Source organism: Endozoicomonas sp. ALD068, from assembly GCF_049310145.1.
Classification (GTDB): domain Bacteria; phylum Pseudomonadota; class Gammaproteobacteria; order Pseudomonadales; family Endozoicomonadaceae; genus Endozoicomonas_A.
Window position 1 is genome coordinate 4,410,129 of sequence record NZ_JBLYNU010000004.1, and the last position, 22,040, is coordinate 4,432,168.

General features: G+C 47.8%; 23 protein-coding genes and 2 pseudogenes. 18 read left to right on the forward strand and 7 right to left on the reverse strand.

Features of this window, described 5'->3' with window-relative positions:
• The first annotated feature begins 26 nt into the window (after positions 1-26).
• The 11 genes from ACO6V5_RS15810 to lnt all read left to right on the forward strand — a co-directional run bounded on the left by ACO6V5_RS15810 (position 27) and on the right by lnt (position 9,009).
• Positions 27-269 (forward strand): hypothetical protein, encoded by a 243-nt coding sequence (locus ACO6V5_RS15810; RefSeq protein ID WP_422139832.1) that lies wholly within the window; start codon positions 27-29, stop codon positions 267-269.
• Positions 270-390: 121 nt separating this feature from the next.
• A complete protein-coding gene (locus ACO6V5_RS15815) occupies positions 391-573 on the forward strand; it encodes a hypothetical protein (RefSeq protein WP_422139831.1) in 183 nt (60 codons plus the stop codon).
• A gap of 574 nt (positions 574-1,147) precedes the next feature.
• Positions 1,148-1,402, forward strand: coding sequence for a hypothetical protein (locus ACO6V5_RS15820; RefSeq protein WP_422409660.1), 255 nt, complete (start codon positions 1,148-1,150; stop codon positions 1,400-1,402).
• A 609-nt stretch (positions 1,403-2,011) separates the two neighbouring features.
• A complete protein-coding gene (locus ACO6V5_RS15825) occupies positions 2,012-2,359 on the forward strand; it encodes a hypothetical protein (RefSeq protein WP_422409662.1) in 348 nt (115 codons plus the stop codon).
• The gene (locus ACO6V5_RS15830) at positions 2,352-3,554 is read left to right on the forward strand and encodes a DUF6575 domain-containing protein (protein WP_422409664.1); all 1,203 of its coding nucleotides are present in this window, start codon (positions 2,352-2,354) and stop codon (positions 3,552-3,554) included. The genes ACO6V5_RS15825 and ACO6V5_RS15830 overlap by 8 nt, the downstream gene beginning before the upstream one ends.
• A 97-nt stretch (positions 3,555-3,651) precedes the next feature.
• On the forward strand, positions 3,652-3,777 hold the full coding sequence (locus tag ACO6V5_RS15835; RefSeq protein WP_422409666.1) for a hypothetical protein: 126 nt from the start codon (positions 3,652-3,654) through the stop codon (positions 3,775-3,777).
• A gap of 241 nt (positions 3,778-4,018) precedes the next feature.
• On the forward strand, positions 4,019-4,756 hold the full coding sequence (dapB, locus tag ACO6V5_RS15840; RefSeq protein ID WP_422136807.1) for a 4-hydroxy-tetrahydrodipicolinate reductase: 738 nt from the start codon (positions 4,019-4,021) through the stop codon (positions 4,754-4,756).
• 199 nt (positions 4,757-4,955) lie between these two features.
• Positions 4,956-5,978, forward strand: coding sequence for a PhoH family protein (locus ACO6V5_RS15845; protein ID WP_422136806.1), 1,023 nt, complete (start codon positions 4,956-4,958; stop codon positions 5,976-5,978).
• Positions 5,978-6,457, forward strand: coding sequence for an rRNA maturation RNase YbeY (ybeY, locus tag ACO6V5_RS15850; protein WP_422409668.1), 480 nt, complete (start codon positions 5,978-5,980; stop codon positions 6,455-6,457). The genes ACO6V5_RS15845 and ybeY overlap by 1 nt, the downstream gene beginning before the upstream one ends.
• 61 nt (positions 6,458-6,518) lie before the next feature.
• Complete coding sequence (locus ACO6V5_RS15855) at positions 6,519-7,358, forward strand: HlyC/CorC family transporter (RefSeq protein ID WP_422136804.1); 840 nt, start codon at positions 6,519-6,521, stop codon at positions 7,356-7,358.
• A gap of 106 nt (positions 7,359-7,464) precedes the next feature.
• Positions 7,465-9,009: an apolipoprotein N-acyltransferase gene (gene lnt, locus ACO6V5_RS15860; protein ID WP_422409670.1), complete on the forward strand. Its 1,545-nt coding sequence runs from the start codon at positions 7,465-7,467 to the stop codon at positions 9,007-9,009.
• A 79-nt stretch (positions 9,010-9,088) separates the two neighbouring features.
• Here lnt and ACO6V5_RS15865 read toward each other — a convergent pair whose 3' ends face one another.
• Positions 9,089-9,928: an isopenicillin N synthase family dioxygenase gene (locus tag ACO6V5_RS15865; RefSeq protein WP_422136802.1), complete on the reverse strand. Its 840-nt coding sequence runs from the start codon at positions 9,926-9,928 to the stop codon at positions 9,089-9,091.
• A 277-nt stretch (positions 9,929-10,205) separates the two neighbouring features.
• Here ACO6V5_RS15865 and ACO6V5_RS15870 point away from each other — a divergent pair, with 277 nt between their 5' ends.
• A complete protein-coding gene (locus tag ACO6V5_RS15870) occupies positions 10,206-11,609 on the forward strand; it encodes a class II fumarate hydratase (protein ID WP_422137068.1) in 1,404 nt (467 codons plus the stop codon).
• Positions 11,610-11,655: 46 nt separating this feature from the next.
• Here ACO6V5_RS15870 and ACO6V5_RS15875 read toward each other — a convergent pair whose 3' ends face one another.
• Positions 11,656-12,324 carry a YdcF family protein gene (locus ACO6V5_RS15875; RefSeq protein WP_422409672.1) on the reverse strand — a complete coding sequence of 223 codons (669 nt, stop codon included), beginning with the start codon at positions 12,322-12,324 and terminating at the stop codon, positions 11,656-11,658.
• Positions 12,325-12,738: 414 nt separating this feature from the next.
• Between ACO6V5_RS15875 and ACO6V5_RS15880 the strand changes: the two genes are divergently transcribed.
• Positions 12,739-13,320: a sugar O-acetyltransferase gene (locus ACO6V5_RS15880; RefSeq protein ID WP_422136800.1), complete on the forward strand. Its 582-nt coding sequence runs from the start codon at positions 12,739-12,741 to the stop codon at positions 13,318-13,320.
• Positions 13,321-13,391: 71 nt separating this feature from the next.
• Here ACO6V5_RS15880 and tatC read toward each other — a convergent pair whose 3' ends face one another.
• Positions 13,392-14,150: a twin-arginine translocase subunit TatC gene (gene tatC, locus ACO6V5_RS15885; protein WP_422139827.1), complete on the reverse strand. Its 759-nt coding sequence runs from the start codon at positions 14,148-14,150 to the stop codon at positions 13,392-13,394.
• 387 nt (positions 14,151-14,537) lie between these two features.
• On the opposite strand from tatC, the gene chrA reads away from it, so the two are divergent.
• Both chrA and ACO6V5_RS15895 read left to right on the forward strand, forming a co-directional pair.
• Positions 14,538-15,713: a chromate efflux transporter gene (gene chrA / locus ACO6V5_RS15890; RefSeq protein WP_422411410.1), complete on the forward strand. Its 1,176-nt coding sequence runs from the start codon at positions 14,538-14,540 to the stop codon at positions 15,711-15,713.
• 76 nt (positions 15,714-15,789) lie between these two features.
• Positions 15,790-16,254 (forward strand): hypothetical protein, encoded by a 465-nt coding sequence (locus tag ACO6V5_RS15895; RefSeq protein WP_422136797.1) that lies wholly within the window; start codon positions 15,790-15,792, stop codon positions 16,252-16,254.
• 15 nt (positions 16,255-16,269) lie between these two features.
• Here ACO6V5_RS15895 and ACO6V5_RS15900 read toward each other — a convergent pair whose 3' ends face one another.
• Complete coding sequence (locus tag ACO6V5_RS15900) at positions 16,270-16,887, reverse strand: hypothetical protein (RefSeq protein WP_422411412.1); 618 nt, start codon at positions 16,885-16,887, stop codon at positions 16,270-16,272.
• A 156-nt stretch (positions 16,888-17,043) separates the two neighbouring features.
• Between ACO6V5_RS15900 and ACO6V5_RS15905 the strand changes: the two genes are divergently transcribed.
• Positions 17,044-18,039, forward strand: coding sequence for a CobW family GTP-binding protein (locus ACO6V5_RS15905; RefSeq protein ID WP_422136795.1), 996 nt, complete (start codon positions 17,044-17,046; stop codon positions 18,037-18,039).
• Positions 18,040-18,127: 88 nt separating this feature from the next.
• Here the strand turns inward: ACO6V5_RS15905 and ACO6V5_RS15910 are convergent.
• The 3 genes and pseudogenes from ACO6V5_RS15910 to ACO6V5_RS15920 form a co-directional block, all read right to left on the reverse strand.
• Positions 18,128-18,196: pseudogene (locus ACO6V5_RS15910) on the reverse strand (SEC-C metal-binding domain-containing protein); the annotation flags it as partial.
• A gap of 225 nt (positions 18,197-18,421) precedes the next feature.
• Positions 18,422-19,462 (reverse strand): annotated as a pseudogene (locus ACO6V5_RS15915) (UPF0149 family protein); the annotation flags it as partial.
• 123 nt (positions 19,463-19,585) lie between these two features.
• A complete protein-coding gene (locus ACO6V5_RS15920; protein ID WP_422411415.1) occupies positions 19,586-20,269 on the reverse strand; it encodes a zinc metallopeptidase in 684 nt (227 codons plus the stop codon).
• 485 nt (positions 20,270-20,754) lie between these two features.
• On the opposite strand from ACO6V5_RS15920, the gene ACO6V5_RS15925 reads away from it, so the two are divergent.
• Together ACO6V5_RS15925 and ACO6V5_RS15930 are read left to right on the forward strand one after the other, a co-directional pair.
• A complete protein-coding gene (locus ACO6V5_RS15925) occupies positions 20,755-21,543 on the forward strand; it encodes a threonine/serine ThrE exporter family protein (RefSeq protein ID WP_422136793.1) in 789 nt (262 codons plus the stop codon).
• Positions 21,543-22,037, forward strand: a complete 495-nt coding sequence (locus tag ACO6V5_RS15930) for a threonine/serine exporter family protein (protein ID WP_422411417.1) — start codon at positions 21,543-21,545, stop codon at positions 22,035-22,037. Before ACO6V5_RS15925 ends, ACO6V5_RS15930 begins: the two co-directional genes overlap by 1 nt.
• Positions 22,038-22,040 lie beyond the last annotated feature (3 nt).

The following is a 22,040-nucleotide window of genomic DNA, read 5'->3' on the forward strand; positions in this document are numbered from 1 at the left end:
CCGCCTTCACCCCCGTCATTCCCAACTTGATTCTCGTCATTCCCGATTTCATTCTCGTCATTCCCGCGAAGGCGGGAATCCACACTGACTCACCACCAGAACCATACTGCCCGGTGCTCCCCTGGCCTTGTCATCCCCGAGAAGGCAGAGATCCACCGTTGGCGCTGGATTCCCGCCTTCGCGGGAATGACGAACTCAGTGCATGGGAACGAGCTGTTGGAGTTTTGCGACACCCTCGATTGGGCGAGAGTTTACGACGATTTTGCTAAGTTTTGTAAGCTTTGGGAGTTAACACATAACTACCCAGAGCTATCGAGACCGACGCTCTCTGTACCCACTCTCAAAGTCTGCTATGCTATTTTTCTCATTCATTTGATAGAGGAGTAAAGCATGAGCTTAAACGCTGAACAGCCGCCCGAAACCGAGCTTGACCCTATTCGGGACACCCTGACGGAGATTGTCAGCTACGCCAGTAAAACCCGTGCTGAAATGCACCAAGGGTTCGCTCAGATAAACAAACGTTTTGATCAGCAAGACAAACGTTTTGACCAGCAAGACAAACGTTTCGAATAGTTCAAACAAGAGACTCATGAACGCTTCGACAAAATAGAAGACACTCTCACCATCATCGTCAACCACATCAAGAAATAAGCCACAGCGGAAAAATTATAAATTAACCGGGAGCCTGAAGATCAGCACTCGCTAATAACAGGAGCCGCAAGTTATACGGCTTTGTTTTTGGATTTTTCTACAGGCTCGTTATGTGCTCAAAATACAACTATAATCTCGTGCGGCATGGTTGGTTCAAATGTAGGCCTTTGCTCCTGAAAAGCATGATTATCAAGAAATTGAGAGATTTCGCATACATATCTATCATTTATTGAGTTTGGTTAATTGCACGTAACATGCTTTCATTATGAGTTGGCTTTAGCGCATAAATACTAATCATTAGTACCGGATATAAGGAGTTTAATTTATCAAGAGCTTTATATGCGCCCTTTTTATTACAGGCATCTCGAATTTAGGGCACGCTTCATGTCTAGTATATAAGAGTTCCAACAGCTGGACGGCCATTGGTTACATTGGTTTAGATAACCAAACCATCTACAAGATTTCTGATAAATCACATAAAAATGTTTACGTTGACATGCTACAAAAGTTTGCTTTTGAGCTAACAAATAGCTTGGGTTATAGTATTTTTTCAAAAATCTTCTACGAAACCCCACATCAAGAAAAAGTGATAGGTTATATTAGCGTTTTCAAAAATGTTATTTATGAAAACGCTAATAGTTGGAATGAGGTTGGTTTTATAGGTTGGGATCGTCGTACTATCTATAAAAATAGGGATAGTTGGGACATCACAGGGTATATCGGATTTGGTTGCGACGATGACGATGATTAGTAATTCTAAATTTTAAGTTAAAGTTCGGATGATTCATAACGAATAAGGATAGATTGTGCACAGCCGCAATCTTATCCGGTTGTTGAACAAGCCCGGATTTGACAGCCACTCAGTATGGTTTGTAGGAAATAGCTTTTTCTCTGGCTGCCTTCATAGCTGATGTAGGTTGGTTTTGACTTTTGTTAAGCTAAGCGTGCCCCCGCCCCAGCCATTAATTGAGCATTGTCGTGAAATTATGTATTCAGATTGTGCTGGCTCTCCTCTGTTGAGTGAATTTAAGCCCTTTTCTATTGGTCAGGTGAAACCTGTGAACCGGAATGCTATGGCTTTCATATCGCAGCCACAGGTTCTGCAGGTGTATTTTGGTCGGATGACGGGTTCCAGAGGTTTCAGCATGACTTGTGCAGACCTGAGCAGAACATATGCCAATGAGTGGCATGATTTTTGGCTGTAGTGTAAATTTAGTGCTTCAGTAAAAATGCTCAGGACTGTATCATTCCGGGTTACTCTTATGGGCGTTGCTAGCAATATCAGAGAGAATGGATTTTTCACATGGCGAAATGGCCTGATCACTACCCAGAGCAATGTCCTCCAGAGTCAGCAGAACCTGTGTCTGGCAAGGTCTATAGATTTGTCAATCGTACCAATCCGAAGGAAAGAGATTTCAAATCGAACTACGAGCAGAGGCCAGGAACAGACTGGGGAAATCAAGGCTGTCAGGCCAGAGGGCTCTCTGTTTTCAGAACCATCGAGGCATGTGACGATATGGCAGAGCAGGTTCCAGCTTTAGCAAAGAAAAAGCTTGCTGTTGCTAATCTCAGTCAAAATGATGGCGTTATTGCTGAGACGCCATCTAGAAATTCAAGTAAGCACAATACGCTTTGGCCGTTATTGGATGCAAAAGAAATGGCTAACAGGTTCAAATCTGTAGATATCGAGGAGGCTGCAAATGCTTAACCTCCCAATGAACACGCTTCTTGGTGAACTGAAAATAGTTAATACTTTTCAGTATTTTGATATTCCAAGAATTTTTAGCTGCAAAAATAAAACAGGTACACAGTACCTAGTCCTTTCAACATCTGATGACTATGATTCGTTCGAGTGGATATATCTGCCCATTTCTAATGACAGGCTTGCATCTGTTATAAGTCAAAAAATTACACTTCGAGAGGCATTTCAGCTCCCTGAAGATGGCTATGTATTCTTCGTAAAGTCTAATTTTTATGGAGAAGCTGAAGTCGAATACAAATTGCCTGAGCAAATTGATAATGCCGACTTGCCGAACGAAGGGATTTTCTTAAAATGTGATGAACCAGTTTCAATAGAATCAGATTGTATAAATGCAGTTGAGGCAGCGATATCCTCAAGAAGAGAAATCTTTAACATGCATTTATATCAAATTGACAGCAAACTACCTGAATATGAAGCCAAGGGGTTTGGTTCGATTCTTATATCATTCCAAGACTTAGTTGACTCATTAGGACAATACTGCAATGGTGAGCCAACGCTAAAGGGGCCAATATCCGCTGAAATATTAACTGCTACTAAATTCAAGGCCACAAAAATATTTAATGGTTCATTCGGCATACAGTTAAGATCCGATTCTTCTAGTGATTTGTTTTCAAACTCATTAGCATCTGATGCTATAAATGAGCTGATTAATCTCCTTGAAACTGGAGATAATGAAGATTTTATTAGCAATAAATTACAAGAGCTGCAAGGACGAGTTGCATCAAAGTATAAGTCTTTTTTAAAGACTCTTGCTAAGTTAGACACGCCTCTCAAAGTAAATTGGGGGTCACCAAACCTTGAAAGGGGCAAAGATCTCGAACTGGATAAGAACACTATTGTGAATGCTTACAAGGCTGTTAGTAAAATTGATATCAATATGTCAGAAGCTACAGTATTTAAAGCTGAACTCTTAGGGCTTGATGTAAAAACGAAGCGCTACAGGGTTCGAAATATAGCTGAAAATGAAGATTATTCTGGAAAGATTTCAGAAGAGTCAATTAATAAAGTAAAGCATTCTGAGATTAATGGTATTTACGAAGTTACATTGAAAAAGGTTATAGAGACAAACTCATCTTCAGGTGCAGAATATACAAAATGGATTCTCACCGACCTACAACAGCTAACGAATAAATCCAGGTGACGCCTACGGCGCACGTGATCTAGGCGTTAGCTGCCTCAAAAAAATAATTAGTAGTATACTTTTCGATATTAGTTCTTCAAGAGAGGATGTAATAAAAATGAATGATTTTGATGAATTCATAATGGATGTTGAAATTAAAATTCCAAGAGATAAGCCCGGAATTGACAGCCACTCAGTATGGTTTATGGGAAATAGCTTTTTCTCTGGCTGCCTTCATAGCTGATGTGGGTTGGTTTTGACTTTTGTTAAGACAAGAGTGCCCCTGGCCCAGCTATTAATTGGGCATTGTCGTGAAATTATCCCCTGTGTCAGAATAGATGTCGCCCTATTTTCTTTTCTCACAGGTTCGCTGCTCGACCATTGACAGCTCCACCTGATCCGTTACAGTGTCGTCACTCACCTGCATGCCAAAACCCGTTAGGTGGCATTTCCCATAACATCAGACAATTATCACGGAGCACACCATGTCAGTTTTGAGAATCGCTGTGAACGGAGCCAAAGGCAAAATGGGACAGACAGTGGTTGAGTTTGTCCAAAAACACAGCCGTCTGGAACTGGCCGCATCCATCGACCTGGGCGATGACCTGGCAGCGGAAGTGAAAAACAACGACGCCGATATTGTCGTTGACTTTACCCGTCCGGAAATTCGTATGGAAACTGTGAAGAACACTCTGTTCTCTGGTGCTTCAGCGGTAGTCGGTACCACCGGCTTTACGCCTGAAGACCTGGAGAGCATTCGGAGCTGGGTCAGGGAAACCGGCAAAGGCTGCTTTATTGCACCTAATTTCATCGTGGGTAACGTGCTGATGCAGCAGTTTGCCAGGCAGGCCGCCCGTTATTATGAATACGCCGAAATCATTGAGTACCATCACCAGCAAAAAGTGGACTTCCCATCGGGTACCGCAGTAAAAACAGCCGAACTGATGAGCGAAGAACGCGAGAAGTTCAATATTGGCACCCATGATCAGGTTGCCAACATTGAAGGCTCGCGGGGTGGTGATTACAGGGGAATAAAGTTGCACGCAGTCCGTATGCCAGGCTTTGTAGCCTCTCAGGAAGTGATTCTGGGCGACACTGGTCAGTACCTGACCATCCGTCATGATTCCATTGAACGAACAAGCTACATGCCAGGCATTCTTATGGCCAGTGAGTACATCCACGACAAGGCTGAACTGGTATACGGGCTGGAACATATTCTCTGATCGCAGAGAATGAATGGATTAAACAGATGACATTGTTAAAACCTACGGTAAAATCCTATTTTTCAGCAGTCTGATTCACTCATTTTTGCCCGCTGCGAGTGCACAGCAAAATACACTCATAGCGAATAAAATACGGCAAGAATCGGACTGCAGTATATGCTTAACCAATATAAATCGCAGTAAGAGCTGAATTCTCGACTTGAATACCCAGATCCAGGCAACACCGACAAAAAGTGCAGGTATAACCTGTCAGTTTCTTCTCGAACCGGACGATCCCCATCGATTCGCAGAGCTCTGCGGACAATTCAATCAGCACCTGAAACAGATAGAACAGCGCCTTGGCGTTGATATCCGTTATCGTGGCAACCAGTTCACGATCAGAGGTGAGGATCGGAGTGCCCAGGCTGCTTCGGAGATACTCAAGCGTCTATACCGGGAGACCGGAAAAACAGAACACCTGACGGCTGAGACAGTGCACCTCTATCTTCAGGAGTCAGCTGTTGAATGGGTCCACGAAGCCAGATCCGACAATCTGATCACTCTGCGCACCCGCAAGGGCACAGTCACTCCAAGAGGTGAAAACCAGCAGAAATATGTTCGTTCCATTCTTACTCACGATATCAACTTTGGTATTGGCCCGGCTGGCACCGGTAAAACCTATCTGGCTGTTGCTGCTGCCGTTCAGGCTCTGGAAGAAGAGGAAATCCGTCGAATCCTGCTGGTAAGGCCCGCTGTGGAAGCCGGTGAAAAGCTGGGCTTTCTTCCGGGTGACCTGTCTCAAAAAATCGATCCTTATTTGCGTCCTCTCTACGATGCACTCTATGAAATGCTGGGCTTTGAGCGAGTCGACAAACTGATCGAAAAAAATGTGATCGAGGTTGCCCCTCTCGCTTACATGCGTGGCCGTACTCTTAATAACTCTTACATCATCCTTGATGAAGCCCAGAACACGACGCCGGAACAGATGAAAATGTTCCTGACCCGCATCGGTTTTGGCTCAACCGCCGTCATTACCGGTGACATTACCCAGGTCGACCTGCCCAGGGGCACTCGCTCTGGTCTGGCTCATGCCATTGATGTTCTCAAAGGTGTCGACGGCATTGGCTTCAACTGGTTTAACGCCAAGGACGTTGTCCGTCACCCGATTGTCCAGAGAATTGTGCGGGCTTACGATCGCTTTGATCAGCTAAGTCAGAACAAATCTGTTGCAGGGGTTCAGTAATGTCTGCAGACGTCCATGTCGACGTACAGATAGCCAGCGGGAGTTCCGAAATACCCTCGCAATCGGATCTGCACAAATGGGCAGCTGCAGCAGTTGGCAATCATCGCAAAGAAGCCGAAATCAGTCTGCGTATTGTTGACAGTGAGGAAGGTGCAGAACTCAACCGGCAATGGCGCCAAAAAGACGGTCCCACCAACGTTCTGTCTTTTCCCTCTGACCTGCCGGAAGAACTCAACCTGCCGCTTTTGGGCGATCTGGTTATCTGTTCACCTGTAGTTGAACGTGAGGCCAGGGAACAGGAAAAAACCCTTCAGGCACACTGGGCTCATATGATGGTTCATGGCACACTGCACTTGCTGGGTTATGACCATATCGAAGAAGACGAAGCCGAGGCGATGGAATCTCTGGAAACAGCGATTCTCCAAAGCCTTGGTTTTCCTGATCCGTACCAGTCTGAAAAGGGCGGATCATCATCATAGGAGAGGCTGGCCGAATCATGCAGATGATGCCATGAGAAGGCCTTCACGGTAATACAAGGTAATGAACGACGACACTGCGCCGGGCGACTCGCCCGCCCCGACATGGAAAGACAAACTGACGGCTCTGTTCGCTCAGGACCCTCAGAACCGGAGTGAGCTACTGACTCTACTCAATGATGCCGGACTCAGGGGCATTATTGACGATGAAGCTCTCAGTATTATTGAGGGCGCTGTTCAGGTGGCTGACATGCAGGTCAGGGAAATCATGATCCCACGCTCCCAGATGGTCTGTGTTGATGAAGACCAGGAGCCTCGGGACTTCCTGTCCAGGGTGATCGAATCAGCCCACTCCCGCTTTCCCGTCATCGGCGATACCAAAGACGAGATTATCGGCATTCTTCTGGCCAAGGATCTTCTGCCGCTGATTCTCCAGAATGGTAAATTCAATATCAAGGACCACCTTCGTCCTGCCACTTTCATTCCTGAAAGCAAACGTCTGAATGTGCTCCTGAAAGAGTTCCGAACCAACCGTAATCACATGGCCATAGTCATTGATGAATTTGGTGGTGTAGCCGGTCTGGTCACGATCGAAGACGTTCTCGAACAAATTGTCGGGGATATAGAAGACGAGCACGATGTTGAAGAGGACAGCTTCATCAAACCGGTTGAGGAACAGGCCCGTACTTTTATCGTCAAAGCCCTGACCCCTATAGAAGACTTCAACGAGCACTTTGAATCCAGCTTCAGCGACGAAGAGTTCGATACCATTGGGGGGATTGTCCTGCAGGAGTTCGGACATATGCCCAAACGGAATGAGTTCGTGGAGATTAACGGTTTCCGATTTGATGTTCTGAATTCTGACGGCCGCCGAATTCGACTGTTGCGAGTTAGCCCCGTCTAGCAAAATCAGGCAAACTGGCGGGGAGGACTCACAGTGTGACTGGTTTCAGTCCGACGGTTCTCCAGCCAGTCACCGCTGAGGAAACTGACTTTTCCGAATTCCATTTATGAACAAAAAAACGCTCTACTTTGGTCACCTTGCCACACTGTTGGCTGGAAGTTTGTTTCCACTGGGTTTCAGTCCCTTTAACATCTGGCCTGTCCTGATCGTTGCTACAGCAGCAGGCTTTGCTTATACCCGCACAGAAACAGTAAAGACGACCACTGTCCGAGGCTTTCTGTTTGGGCTGGGCCTTTTCGGTACAGGGACTTCATGGATTTATGTCAGCATCCATAACTTTGGTGCTGCCTCAGTCCCTCTGGCAGCTCTGTTAACCGCTCTGTTCGTTATTATGATGGCTGCCCTGATGGTCATGCCGCTTTTCTATCTTTATGCAAAACTCAGGCATCGATTCAATATTCAGGCTCCCTGGCAACAAGCTCTGATTTTCGCCGGATTATGGACACTGTTTGAATGGGTTCGTAGCTGGCTACTCACTGGCTTCCCCTGGCTTCTTGAGGGTTACTCACTGCTCGACACCCCTGTTCAATCCTGGGCACCTGTCGTAGGTGTTTTTGGATTGACTCTACTCATGGCTTCGACTGCAGCCCTGATTACTGCGACACTGGTCACTGATCGAGCCCATCGGAACCCATCTTTGATCGCCCTGTCAATCACCCTGGTGTTCTGGGTTGCATCGGTTCCACTGGGTAAATTACAGTGGACTCACCCTGTGGGGGAGATAAGCTTCAGCGCTGTTCAGGGGAATATCCCCCAGCTCCTGAAATGGGACCCCGGCTATGTTGATAAAACACTGAATACTTTCTATGGACTTTCTGAAGACGAGTGGGATCAGGAGCTGATCATCTGGCCTGAAAATGCCATGCCTCTTTACTACAGTCAGGCCAGATCGGTGCTCAGTCAGCTCAATCGTAAAGCAGCTGAACACAACAGCGCCCTGATTCTCGGCTTACCTATTGATGAGCGATCTGAGGACACAAAATCTTTGTTCGACGAAAAGTATTACAACGGCATAATCGCCATGGGTCTGGGAGAAGGTCGCTATTACAAGCAGAAGCTGGTTCCCTTTGGGGAGTATGTTCCTCTTGATTCACTCCTGCGCGGGCTGATCAGCTTTTTTGACCTGCCTATGTCGGCATTCAGCCCGGGGCCTGGTGGTCAGGAAAAACTGCGAGTCCCCAACACTGTGATAACCACTTATATTTGTTATGAGGTGGTTTACCCCGACTTTGCTGCCCGGCAGGCAAAAGACAGTGGGTTGTTAATAACCATCAGTAATGACACCTGGTTTGGCAAGTCTATCGGCCCCGAGCAACATTTCCAGATGGCCCGTATGCGCTCACTGGAGACCGGTCGATACATGATTCGCGCGACCAACGACGGTATCACTGCCCTGATAAACGATAAAGGTCAGGTGGTTGAAAGCATCGAACGTTTCAAACCCGGAGTACTGAGAGGCACCGCTGAAGTCATGACAGGCAATACTCCTTTCATGTTACTGGGGTCCTGGCCTGTTTTATTCTTGAGTTTGATAATGATTATTGTGGCAGTTCTCAGCGCAAGAAGATCTGTCTCTGATTCACAGAAGTAAGGATCGGCTGTCTGTTATCTGAATTAAAAAGGGTGGCTTTGAGTCACCCTTTTTAATTCGGCCATCCTTTGATAAAAAATCAAACCACGCCCAGTTCTTTCAGTCGTTCCACCAGGTAACTACGCTGAGTATGACGCTCAGACAAGACCACCTCACTGCGTGGATGCAAGAACAGAGGCAGGGACATTCTGGATTTCTCACCCTTACCACCAGTCGGGTTGATCACCCTGTGACTGGTGGAAGGGAAATAACCGCCGGAAGCTTCCTGCAACATATCCCCGGTGTTGATGATCAGGTAGCCGAACTTTGAAGGAACATCGACCCAGCTGCCATCTTTCAATCTGACCTGCAGGCCGGGCTCACTGGCTGCTGGCAGAATGGTCAGCAGATTGATATCTTCATGGGCTGCTGCGCGAATGGCTCCCGGCTCTTCTTCGCCAGTGAACGGAGGATAGTGAAGTACCCTGAGCAAGGTATTTGGCGTGTCTTCAATCATATGTGGAAGCGGCTCGGAAAAGCCTTCTGCTACCTCACAAGGCGCATTACTTTCAACCCATCCCAGCAACTCACCCGCCAGATCAGAAGCTTTTTCATAATAATCTGTAATTTCTGATTTCAGTTCAGCAGGAATCCGGCCCCAGGGGTAAATATGGTAATACTCTTTAATATCTTTCTTCTCATGCCCTTTGGCCACTTCAGAAACCTCTGGTGGAAAATAGCCGTCCTGCTTTTCAGGATCAAACAGAAAATCCTGTCTGGCGGGAGAATTAAAGAAGTTCAACCAGTTATCGTAAATTGACTGAACCAGATTCTGACTCAAAGGGTGGTTGGTTAAAACCGCAAAGCCGGTTTCGCGGAGTGATTCAACAAATTTTTGAGCTGCATCTGTGGCCTTATAATCGACTACCTTAACGTCCATTATCCTGATATCCGGTCAGTAAAAGTGGCGAGATTTTATCGTTCAGTTCAAGAAAAGAACAAGCTTTATGCGGTATTAAAAGCATTAAACCGGCTTCATACAAAAAATTGATTTTTTATTCTCAATAGCCGCCAATAGGCTATAAGGGTCTATGATATTGGCGTTCACATTCGAATTCCGGACTGGATAGGGTTTCGATTCAATGACAAACACCAACCTCAAGCAAAAACCCTGGCGACATTTGACTCTGGCACTACTAATGGGACAGTCGACAGCCATGTACAGCTCTGCAGAACGCCCAACCGGGGTGCGAATTGAACGCGATAGCCTGGGAGAAGTGACTGTTCCCAGGGACGCCCTCTATGGTGCCCAGACCCAGCGGGCAGTTGAGAACTTTCCTGTCAGTGGGCAGCCATTGCCTCATCCTTTCATAGAAGCCATTATCCGCATCAAAAAAGCCGCAGCCCGAACCAATCAGTCACTTGAGTTACTGGCTGAAGAGAATGCCCTGGCCATTATCGAAGCTGCAGATACTCTTATTGAAGGAAAATATGCGGATCAGTTTCCTATCGATGTCTACCAGACCGGGTCCGGAACAAGCAGTAATATGAATGTGAACGAAGTGATCAGTAATCTGGTCAATCGTACTTCAGGATTAAAAATCTCGCCCAATGATCACGTCAATATGGGACAAAGCAGCAACGACGTCATTCCTTCTGCTATTCACGTATCGTCTGCCTTGTTGATTCATAATCACCTGCTGCCCGCTTTGAATCATCTTCTGGAAGTGATGAAAAAGCGTCGGTTAGAGCTTGAGAATACCGTAAAAACAGGCAGAACCCATATGATGGATGCCATGCCCGTAACCTTTGGTCAGGAAATCAGTGGCTGGATAGCACTGATCAATAATGACCAACAACGAATCAGGCAGACTCTTGAGCGTCTCTATCAACTCACTCTGGGTGGCACCGCTGTTGGCACCGGAACCAACACTCATCACGACTTTGCAACAAAAGTCAGCAAACAACTGAGTCAGGATACCGGTTTGCTTTTCAAGCCTGCTAATAACTTCTTTGCAGCCCAGAGCCTGCCGGCCACAGCGCTTGAACTGTCCTCAGACCTTCGCAGTGTGGCGGTGTCACTGATGAAGATCGCCAATGACCTGCGCCTGATGAACAGTGGACCTTTGGCAGGGCTTGGTGAAATTGAACTGCCTACCCTGCAGCCTGGCTCCAGTATCATGCCGGGTAAGGTGAATCCGGTTATCTCCGAATCGGTTACCATGGCAGCCGCCCAGATCATGGGGCTGGACTCAGCCATCGCGATTGCCGCCCAGTCTGGCAATTTTCAGCTCAATGTCATGCTGCCACTGATCGCCAACAACCTGATCAATAGCATTACTCTGGCCACCAATAGCAGCCTGATTCTCGCCGACAAGGCTATAGCCGACTTTACTGTCAGGGAAGCTCATATCAAGGAAACGCTGAGGCGCAATCCGGTACTGGTGACAGCCCTGAACCCATTGATTGGCTATATGAAGGCGGCTGAAATTGCCAAGCAGGCTTATCGTGAGAAACGTCCGGTCATCGAAGTTGCTAAAGAAAAAACCGGTATGTCGGAAGAGGCATTGAAGAAGATTCTGGACCCTGGACGGGCCACCAAAGGCGGCATTGTCAAATAGCCCGGCTTGCTAAAGAGGGCGTCACAAAAACCCGTTTTCGACACCCTTAACGAATGGTCAGCCGATACCAGATTAAGCCCAGATATTCATTCAGGGCCAGTTCACTGAGCCTGAGATTGCGAACCCTCGGGATCCAGTTGGCCCCTTTCTGCCAGGTGATCTCTTTCGAGTTGAATGCTGTGGGTGCCGGAATCACTTTGAAGCCAGCCCTTTCAAAACTCAACACTGCCCGGGGCATATGCCAGGCGTGAGTAATCAGGACAACCGTTATCTGCTCTTTACCTGCCAGCTCATTACCCAGCAGCTTTTTACTGTTCCGGGCATTTTGCCGGGTTGTCGTGCTCTGAGTTTCTTTCCATGAGACATCAACGTTATAGTCATTCTTCAGAACTCTGGCCATCATTTCCGACTCAGGTCGCTTCCCACCGCCAGTGGCCAGAATGGGGACTTCACACTCCCGGTACAACAAAGCGGTATAACGAATACGCTCAAGTGACAGAGGGGTCGGCTGATAACCCTCCAGTTCAGCAGAGCTTCTCGGCCTTCCCCCTCCCAGCAGCACCATGGCATCGGCTTTTTTACAAAGACTCCTATCAACAGGAGGATATATCTCCAGCCCCCTGGCGAGAAGATTGGCAATAGGGGCAACCGAAAGCAGATAGAGAAAAATCAGGGCCAACCACGCCAGCAAGCCCATTGTTGTTTTAAAGATCATGTTTTAAAGATCATTCCCAAAATCAGCATCCATAAAATATTAAAGGGGGGAAGCTGTCAGCCTCTCACCCCAATCAGCTACTGTAATTCACCAACAATATAACATCGTTACTGAGAAAAAAGCTTAACCGTTCAAGAGCCTGTCAGAATGATCTGATTCAGGCATTCAACCTGATAGCAATGAGTCAAAAAAAATGACAAGGCCCAGCTTGATGGGATCAATAAGAATTTACTTATTCAGCCGCCACTAATGCTGATATTTTAAGCTTTTTCGTAACATCCAGTATTCAGTATTCCGGCTCAGGACTATTTATCTGACAAGAGATCCTGATAATAGATCGGAAAGCACGTACTAAACCCCTGATCCAGACATGAGTTAATAAAGCCACTGACAAACTTTTATTGAAGTAGCCTTATGACCGAAAAAGAGAAAATGCTTGCAGGACTGGATTACCTTGCATTTGATTCTGAATTGACCCAGGATCGCCTCGAGGCCAAGAAGCTGTGTCACCGCTTTAATCAAGTTTCACCGGACGACAAAACACAACAGGCAGAGGTTCTCAATGAACTTCTGGGTACCCTTTCAGAAGCATGGATAGAGCCCTTTTTCTATTGTGATTATGGCTACAATATCCACTTGGGAGAGAACTTTTATGCCAACCATCACTGCACGATTCTCGACGGTGCTAAAGTCACCATTGGTAATGATGTGTTGTTTGGCCCCAGTGTCACCATAAGTACTGCGGGACACCCTCTGGATTCAGTAACCCGAAACACAGGGCTGGAGTTCTGCAAACCCATCACCATCGGTAATAACGTCTGGCTGGGCGCCAATGTGAGCGTCAATCCCGGAGTGACTATTGGCGATAATTCTGTGATTGGAGCGGGCAGTGTGGTGACTCGTGACATTCCTGCGAATAGCGTGGCAGTGGGAGCACCCTGCAGAGTCATTAAATCAGTCATGAACAAAGAAGCCATCTTATCACCCTTAAGCTGATGAGATAGCTTTATCTTGACATCCTCTAAAAGTACGGGGCTTTCCGCTCATTCAGGTAAAAGGCCTCTGATTCACGACTTCACTTCGGCTTCCTCTGGTTTTCGTGACGTCAGACGAGCAAACAGAATGCCCACCTCAAACAACAACCACATCGGGCCAGCCAGCAGAGTCTGGGAAATTACATCAGGAGGGGTCAGCAGCATGCCCAGAACAAAGCAGCCTACGACAATATAGGGACGCTTTCCAGACAGGGACTCAACGGTTGAGACTCCCGACCAGATCAGAAGCACAGTGACAACAGGAATCTCAAATGCCATACCGAAGGCAAAAAACAGTTTCAGAATAAAATTCAGGTAACTGTTTATGTCGGTCATCACCGTGACACTCTCAGGGCCGGTGCTGGTAAAGAACCCAAAGATCAGCGGAAAGACCACAAAGTAGGCAAAAGCCACTCCGACATAAAACAGTACGACACTGGCAATCAGCAGTGGTACAGCCAGCCTCTTCTCATGCCTGTATAGCCCCGGCGCAATAAACCCCCATATCTGATTGAGGATAAAAGGAATAGCGGCAAACAGTGACAGGACCATTGTCAGTTTGAAAGGTGCCAGAAAGGGCGAAGCAACATCCGTTGCGATCATGCTGCTATTTTCCGGCAGGAAAACTCGCAGAGGCTCTGAAAAGAATTCATAGAGCGTACTGGAAAAGTAGAAGAGCCCGGCAAAAATAATCAGCACAACAACGATGCTGCGCAGAATACGGGTTCTCAGCTCTAGCAGATGCTGAACCAAAGGTTGTTGCTTGTCACTGCTCTCGGTAGTAGACGACATTTATTTGTTATCCTGAAAATCACTCCGATGGCCAGATACTTAAGCATACTCAACTGAAAACCCTTCTCACAATCAGTAGATTCAATAGGACAGCCACTACTTGCGAAAAAAACAGCCGCCATTCTGCACAGAACCCTATCTGAAATGATTTCCAATAAGTACCTGGCCAGTTGGTTTCGCATATTCTGGCGAGTGGATTTTTTCATCCTTCAAGGCGCAACGACGGGCGCGTAGCCATAGCTACGCAACCAGAGTTGGAACGCAGAAGGGTGGAAAAAGCCGCCGTCCAGAATATGCGAAACCAACTGGTTAGGTACTTAAGTGAATTCATTCGATTAATGACATACCCATCCTTACAATAACGGGCAATATTTGTGAGGACAGTTTATGAGACACTCGATTCTCGACATCTTCTGGCGCTTTCTGGTGCTGGGTTGCTACTCCTTCGGGGGACCCACAGCCCACATTGGCTACTTTCATAAAGAGTTTGTAGGACGTCGCAAATGGCTCAGCGAAAGAGATTACGCTGACACCGTAGCCCTCTGCCAGATGCTGCCCGGACCGGCCAGCAGTCAGGTAGGAATGAGCATAGGTTTTGAACGTGCCGGCCTGCCGGGTGCTGTGGCCGCATTCCTGGGTTTCACCCTTCCTTCTGCCCTGATCATGATCCTGCTGGCTCTGGGCTACAGTGAGATATCCGGCATCCCTGCCGCTATGGGAATGCTACAGGGCATCAAGCTGTTTGCCGTTGCTGTCGTGGCGGATGCCCTCATCAAAATGGGCAAATCATTATGTCCGGATCGTCCCAGGGTGACATTAGCGGTGTTGTCAGCAGGGATCATGTTGCTGCTTCCCCATGTATTCACCCAGATTGGGGTGATTTTTGTGGCGGCAGCCTGTGGATTCGTCATCTACAAAGATCAGTCTGCTCATGACGACCATGCCCGGGTTAAAGGCAGCAAACGACAGGCCTTTGCTGCACTGGTTCTTTTTCTTGCCGGCCTTATCTTGCTGCCTTTCTTTGCAGATATGTCAGACTCTACCAGCCTGAGCTTGTTTGACAGTTTCTATCGCGCCGGTGCCTTGGTGTTTGGCGGCGGTCATGTTGTTCTGCCGATGCTTCAGGCTGAAGTTGTACATCCCGGCGGTGTTACCCCGGACGCCTTTCTGGTTGGCTACAGTGCCGCCCAGGCAGTACCTGGCCCTATGTTTGCCTTGGCTCCTTTTCTGGGCGGTGTATACGGCGATAGCTACAGTATTTCCAATGCACTGGCCGCTCTGTTGGGTATTTTTGCTCCCTCTTTCCTTCTGCTGGCAGCGGCCTGGCCCTTCTGGAATCGTCTGAAAGCCATGCCAAAGCTGAGAGCCGCTATCAATGGCATTAATGCGGCGGTGGTAGGCTTGCTTCTGGCAGCCTTTTACAATCCGGTGATTACTCTGGCCATCAAGGATGCTCAGGATGTTGCCCTGGCATTGTTGGCTTATCTGCTTCTGGCTGTCTGGAAGCTGCCAATTGCCTGGATGGTTCCCCTTTTTGCAGGCATTGGTTTTCTGTTGATCTGAAACTGAGCAGACACTTCCGGGGAACTTTTCACTCCCCGGAGACTCTAAACTATATAAGCTTTTGGAGGGTACGATTATGCAATTCGTGGTGTTCTGGGATATCAACTGGCTGAAGGAACGACTGAGAAAGAAGCCTCTCTCTGGTCGGGAAACTTACCTCTATGCGATATGCTGGCTGGCATTTCTAACCCTGGCTTTTTTTCCTGGAAGCATCAATGACCGCTCTGCCCATTCCGTCTGGCTTGAGGCCATAGAGCTCTTGATTCCTGTCATTGCTATCTTTTACGCCTGGCTCTGCAACGGGGGTCTTCAGGGAGAACAGTTCTGGACCCGACTGATTTCAATAGGTTGGGTCGTCACCATGAGAGCGTTGGTGTTCAGCCTGCCGATCTTTTTAATATTGGCTTTTGCACCCATGGAACAGTCAGAGCTTATTTTTGAATCCGTCGCCACATTGGTGAGTTTATTCATAATCTGGCGACTGGGGAGTCATATCGAAGGACTAAGGGAAGTCAATATGACTAAAAAAACTTCCCTGTGAGCGGATGTTTTACTGTTACTTTTCATTCTCGAGAGTCTTGATTCTGGCTCTCACCTGCCTTATGTCCCGCCACAGTTGAAAGCTTTCTGCAGGGTTCTTATACCACTTCAATTTGTCTTTTTGCTTAATCATATTGTTCAATACATCTTGTTCGTTAACTAATCTGACCTGACGCCCCCCCCATTCGACAGCCTGTGATGCAGTCTGATAAAACTCTTCTGCTTCATGCTTGACGGCATCAACAACCTTAACTGCGGCTTTTTTTATCTGATTCAGAGGACCCTTCTGTCTTGCTTTCCTTGCTTCGGCCATTCGGCTTCTTTGTTCCTTACGAATTTTTTCATTTTGAAGCTGGGCACTGGTTTTGGCATTTTCCGCCTGGGTTCTGAATTTTTGAGCTTGCTCTAGTGTGCACTTTTGCGCAACCTTCGACCTGTACTGTCCAGCCTGTTTTTCCAGATGATCAGCTTGAGCCAAAAAGAATTCTTTTGACTCCTTCAGGATGGGTTTGCCATCGACAGCCTCAGCTGCTCGATGATCATATCGCCCGACCTGCTTGCCTTTGACCTTGTTCGAACTCTGTGAAGTTGAAGCTCCCACCAAGCCTTTGAGAAAATTTACTGGTCCAGCCATGGCTCATGATCCTCCTTGAAAGCTGAAAATACCTTACATCTAACTATCGACGATTTTCAGGTTTCTTCCATCACTGGACAGTGTTTAGAGAAATTCTTCTCCCATACCTTCGGCAAAAACGTTATATTATAACAACCTCAATCAGTTTCAGATGTCATGACCAAAGCAATCCCTACTAACCTGATTACCGGCTTCCTCGGATCCGGTAAAACTACTGCGATCCTTCATCTTCTTGCCAACAAGCCCAGAGAAGAAACCTGGGGTGTGCTGGTGAATGAGTTTGGAGAAATCGGCATCGATGGCGCCATAATGTCGGGCAAAGGCGCAGTTGTCCGGGAAGTGCCCGGTGGCTGCATGTGCTGCGTGGCCGGGCTGCCCATGCAGATAGGGTTGAATATGCTGATTGCCCGCAGCAAACCAGACCGTATTCTGATCGAACCCACAGGACTGGGGCATCCGGAGCAGATTCTGCAGACGCTGTCAGGTGAGCACTATTGCGATGTACTCGATCTGAAAGCCAGTATCTGTCTGGTGGACCCCCGGAATCTGAAAGACCAGCGGTATCTGGATAACGAAAATTTTCAGGATCAGATCGCTCTGGCAGACGTTATCGTGGCCAATAAGACCGACTGTTGTGAGGATTCCGACAAAGAGCGTTTTGACAACTTCTGCAGCTCTATGGAAAACAAAACATTCAAAACAGCCTGGGTAGCCCATGGCGCACTGGAGCAGCAATGGCTAGATCTTCCCAAAGGTCATCAGGTCGCTCTGCACCCGGATGCGCATCACTCACACAGCGCCATGCCCGAAACCGCTCCCCTGCAACTGCCCGATGGCGAGCTGTTTATCCGGCGAGAGAACAAGGGACAGGGCCATTTCAGCTGCGGCTGGCTGTACAGTTCAATGCTGGTGTTTTCCTTCGATGCACTGTTTCATCTCTTCAACAGCATACCCGCCAAACGTCTGAAAGCTGTGGTTAATACCCATCTCGGGCCAAGGGCATTTAATGCCCAGGATGGAGTAGTCAGCATCATGGAACTGGAAGAATGCGATAACAGTCGGATTGAGGTGATTCACAACGAACCTCTGGCATGGGATGAGATTGAAGAGTTATTGTGCCAGGCGGCAGGATTGGTGCCCGATTCAGAGTGAAGGCTTTACCAGTTACAAAAACGGGACCTCCATGAGATCCCGTTTCCAGAAAGTGTTGTGTTTCATCTGGATAATAAGCTTGCCAGAATCAAGCGCCGCAGCACTTCTTGTATTTTTTACCACTGCCACAGGGGCAAGGATCATTGCGACCAATTTTGGTAACAGAAACCGGATCTGGCGTTTCCGTAATGGCTTCCCAACGGGTGCGAACTCCCAAGTCAATGGAAGCCAGCTCCCTGGCTACAGAGGGCACTGCAGACAGCATCTTGCCAATGTCAGGCCCCCCCGGTTTTTTGGCTTTATCCATTAGCTGCTCAGGGTTGGACCAGACGCTGAGGAGAATGGTGCAGGCTGTCCAGGATTCTTCCAGCTCTTTCATGGCCTGGTGCTGGAATATTTCTTCCCAGAAGTTCACCAGCATGGCATTGGCTTCACCGAAACCTTTGGACCACTTTTGAAGATTGGGGAACAACTCATCTTCCGGCGTTTCTGACAGACAGTCTTCAGGAATGATATCCAGCCCCATTGCAGCAGTCCGCTCAATCGTGTCGCAAAGATTAAACAATATACGGTGAGCGTCTTTTTCCTGCTGCGCATCCGTAAAAGCAGGTGTTTCACCAAAGATTTTTTTAAACCAGCGGTTGGGTGGCACCGGTTGAGGCGAGCCCCAGATACCAAACAGGAAACCTTCCAATTCCTGATAGGACATCTGGCCATACTCAGACAGCATGGTTGCCAATGTTGCCTTCTGGGCATCGTCAAAACGCCAGTCAGGAATGAAGGAACGGGTTTCTCTCAAACCCAGCTCAATCTCCACGTCCTCAATATCACCATGAACCTCACGATCAACTTTACCACGCTCAAAAGCATCGCGGATGACTTTAGCTGCTTCTTTGCCGTGCAGATCGATCAGGGCACCGACCAAGGCCGTATTCAGATAGTTCCCATCATCTTCCCTGTCTTCCAGAAGCTGCTGAAGGCCTGCTACTGTGCTTTCACGATCCGCGTCATGGTAAGTCGCATTCCAGCGCAGAGACTCTATAGCCAGATCCCGGGCATCTTCATTTTCCCCGGTGTTTCTGGCAATGCTCCAAAGGCGATCAGTGGCCACTTTACCAAGACGACCGACCACAGAAGGCAGATACTCTGAAATCACAAAATGTTCATCATCTTTGTAGAACAGCTCCAGCAGAGGTTCTACCGCTTCTTTTGCCTGCAGAATACCCAGAACTCTCCAGGCATGAACGGGTGACCAGACGGTATCGGCATCGTCATGGTCAAAGAAGGTCCAGTCCTGAGCCAACTTCAACAGCTCCGGGATGTGCGACTCATTAAATTCAAAACGGCTATAATCCGTCCAATCCTGCCAGTCGCAGTGGCCCAGACCAAGAAGTTCAGAAATAGGAGAGGTATAAGGACTCATGGAGATATCCGAAGGTGATCCGTACAGAAAGGCACGCAATCATAGTAGATCAGTTCAACTAATCCAACATCCTCGAGCTCCTTCAGAATAAATACTCCGGAGAGATTATGACGCTCATTCAAACTAACGTCTGAGAATAGCAATCCAGCGGCCAAGATTGAGCAGGCTGCCCAGCGCCGCAGCAACATAAGTCATGGCAGCCGCTTTTAATACCTCTCTGGCAGCAGGCATATCTTTTTCTGACAGGTAACCCTCCGCCAGAATGGGCAGGGCTTTTTTAAAGCTGGCATCCAGTTCAACGGGCAAATTGATCAGTTGCACCCAGATGGCCGCTAGCATACCGGAGACACCGATCAAAACCGTTAGCAACATGCTGTGTGGAACCCGGGTCAGGGCGAAAATCAGTGGCGTAATCATCAGCGCCATGGCACTGAAACGCTCTATGGTTATGGCGAGACGTATCCGCCTCTGACGAAGCATAAATCCGGCATGTTTTTCCTGATGCTGAAGCGCATGTCCGGTTTCATGGGCCGCGACAGCAACTGCTGAAACTGAACGTCCATCGTAGTTTTCCGGAGAAAGCGAAATCAGCCACTCTTCCGGGTTATAGAAGTCTTCTCCCTGGCTGCCTTTGACAACCTTTACGCCCTCAAGGCCAAAGCGTTCCACAAGATGTTCAGCCAGCTCGCCACCGGTTCCCTGGAGATCCGGACGATCACTGCTATGTAGTCTGATTGTTCGCTTTACCCAGATCTGGGGACCAAACACCAGAACAAGAATCAACAACCCCAGGATGACAAAGACCATTCCATGCTCTCCAATCCATTGATAATGTTTTAGCTTGGAAATTTCGTAAACTATCGAGCTTTTCGCTCAGCCATTCTCTTGATTTGCAGCGTTTTTATACGCTTTCAGGATTAAAAAATGGCCTGTTCACGTACCACGTCGGCGATCACTTTCAAGACGACCAGGGCCAGAATCAGCCTTGGGGCCCAATGCATATTTTTTACATCTTTAAAGAATTGCAGCATGTTTTTCAGCCCATATTACCGCTTACTGTTTGTGAAAAGGTCTTTCATAATGAAAAATAATTTCACTTTTTCACTTGTGGCTGAGAAGCTTTATATCATATCTCGGCTGCCAGCTCATATAAGTGTCCGTCGCTGGCGTGGTTCAATGGCGGTATATTTCTATCTCTGCTGTTTGCTAAAATCCTGACCTGAATCGGGAAGCCTGGCATTATTGGCCGATCTGGTTTCTGAATCCTTGCCTCACTCCAGAATCTGCTTTTCATGGCTATATCGAATTTTGCCCCTGAGTATAATCACCGAGCCGTGTCCAGCCTTCTGCTGGATATCGCTGTTCTGCTTACGTCATCCGGTGCACATACTGACAGGGTTGATCGTAATATACGACGAATATCTTATGCCCTGGGATATGACATTGAACTATTCTTCTCCTTTGCCGGGATTACTTTGACTCTATCTGATCGAGAGAGCCCCCACCTTCAACACACTGCTTTTAAAAGAGTTGGCCATTACGCTGTAAACCTCAGTGTGGTATCCGCCATCAGTCGAATGAGTTGGAAAGTCGCTTTTGAAAACTGGCCCATGACCGACATTGCCATAGAAATAGAGCGCATCCGAAGCATTCCTCATTACCCAAAAATGGTATTGCTGGTCATGATAACTCTGGCAGGTATGGCCTTTTGTCGACTGGCCGGCGGAGAAGTTCTGGCCATGCTGCTGGCAGGTGCGGCGACAGCCATTGGCTTTACAGCCCGAAATATATTGCTGGCCAAGGGTTATAACCTTGCCCTGACCGTTGTCGCTGCTGGCTTTATCGCCAGTACTATCAGTGGACTGGGTCTGGTGTTTCACTGGGGAGATTCTCCGGAAATAGCTGTAGCCACTTCCGTTCTTTTTTTGATTCCGGGCGTGCCGCTGATCAACAGTATTATTGATCTCATGCATGGCTATATTATTGTCGGACAGGCACGCGCCACGCAGGGCATTGTTATCGCATTTGCCATTGCCACAGGTATCGTCATCAGCTCCGCACTGTTGGGAGTTCATCAATAATGAGCGGCTTGCTGTTAGAAAAGTGTCTTTGGGCTGCTCTGGTCGCCATGGGCTATGCTGCGCTGTTCACTTCGCCTATTCGGGCATTCTGGGCTTCAGCTTTTCTGGCTGCCCTGGGATACGGGCTGAGAGGTGTAGCCCTGCAGTTTGGTCTCGATTTACTGACATCCACACTGCTGGCATCATGCACCATGGGCTTGCTGTCGATTCAGTTAGCACATTGGGTGCACACGCCTACTACTGTTTTTATGGCACCCGCTGTTATTCCGATGGTGCCGGGCGTCTATGCCTATAGAAGCATTATGGGGCTTATGGAGATGAGCCAGGCCACCACCTTCTCAAGCGATCTTTTAATGCAAACCGTCAGCTATGGGTTGAATACACTATTTATTCTTTTATCCCTCGCCGTCGGCGTCACCATTCCATCTCTGCTCTTTAAGAATCGCAGTGTCAAAGACATCCGTTTCCTGAAATCCCGTCGCACAAGAGTCTAATTT

Coding starts and splice junctions, on each gene's coding strand:
- ACO6V5_RS15815 (WP_422139831.1), top strand. CDS start 391: ATGAGCTTAAACGCTGAACAGCCGCCCGAAACCGAGCTTGACCCTATT.
- ACO6V5_RS15820 (WP_422409660.1), top strand. CDS start 1,148: ATGCTACAAAAGTTTGCTTTTGAGCTAACAAATAGCTTGGGTTATAGT.
- ACO6V5_RS15830 (WP_422409664.1), top strand. CDS start 2,352: ATGCTTAACCTCCCAATGAACACGCTTCTTGGTGAACTGAAAATAGTT.
- ACO6V5_RS15835 (WP_422409666.1), top strand. CDS start 3,652: ATGAATGATTTTGATGAATTCATAATGGATGTTGAAATTAAAATTCCA.
- dapB (WP_422136807.1), top strand. CDS start 4,019: ATGTCAGTTTTGAGAATCGCTGTGAACGGAGCCAAAGGCAAAATGGGA.
- ybeY (WP_422409668.1), top strand. CDS start 5,978: ATGTCTGCAGACGTCCATGTCGACGTACAGATAGCCAGCGGGAGTTCC.
- ACO6V5_RS15855 (WP_422136804.1), top strand. CDS start 6,519: ATGAACGACGACACTGCGCCGGGCGACTCGCCCGCCCCGACATGGAAA.
- lnt (WP_422409670.1), top strand. CDS start 7,465: ATGAACAAAAAAACGCTCTACTTTGGTCACCTTGCCACACTGTTGGCT.
- ACO6V5_RS15865 (WP_422136802.1), bottom strand. CDS start 9,928: ATGGACGTTAAGGTAGTCGATTATAAGGCCACAGATGCAGCTCAAAAA.
- ACO6V5_RS15870 (WP_422137068.1), top strand. CDS start 10,206: ATGTACAGCTCTGCAGAACGCCCAACCGGGGTGCGAATTGAACGCGAT.
- ACO6V5_RS15875 (WP_422409672.1), bottom strand. CDS start 12,324: ATGATCTTTAAAACAACAATGGGCTTGCTGGCGTGGTTGGCCCTGATT.
- ACO6V5_RS15880 (WP_422136800.1), top strand. CDS start 12,739: ATGACCGAAAAAGAGAAAATGCTTGCAGGACTGGATTACCTTGCATTT.
- tatC (WP_422139827.1), bottom strand. CDS start 14,150: ATGTCGTCTACTACCGAGAGCAGTGACAAGCAACAACCTTTGGTTCAG.
- chrA (WP_422411410.1), top strand. CDS start 14,538: ATGAGACACTCGATTCTCGACATCTTCTGGCGCTTTCTGGTGCTGGGT.
- ACO6V5_RS15895 (WP_422136797.1), top strand. CDS start 15,790: ATGCAATTCGTGGTGTTCTGGGATATCAACTGGCTGAAGGAACGACTG.
- ACO6V5_RS15900 (WP_422411412.1), bottom strand. CDS start 16,887: ATGGCTGGACCAGTAAATTTTCTCAAAGGCTTGGTGGGAGCTTCAACT.
- ACO6V5_RS15905 (WP_422136795.1), top strand. CDS start 17,044: ATGACCAAAGCAATCCCTACTAACCTGATTACCGGCTTCCTCGGATCC.
- ACO6V5_RS15920 (WP_422411415.1), bottom strand. CDS start 20,269: ATGGTCTTTGTCATCCTGGGGTTGTTGATTCTTGTTCTGGTGTTTGGT.
- ACO6V5_RS15925 (WP_422136793.1), top strand. CDS start 20,755: ATGGCTATATCGAATTTTGCCCCTGAGTATAATCACCGAGCCGTGTCC.
- ACO6V5_RS15930 (WP_422411417.1), top strand. CDS start 21,543: ATGAGCGGCTTGCTGTTAGAAAAGTGTCTTTGGGCTGCTCTGGTCGCC.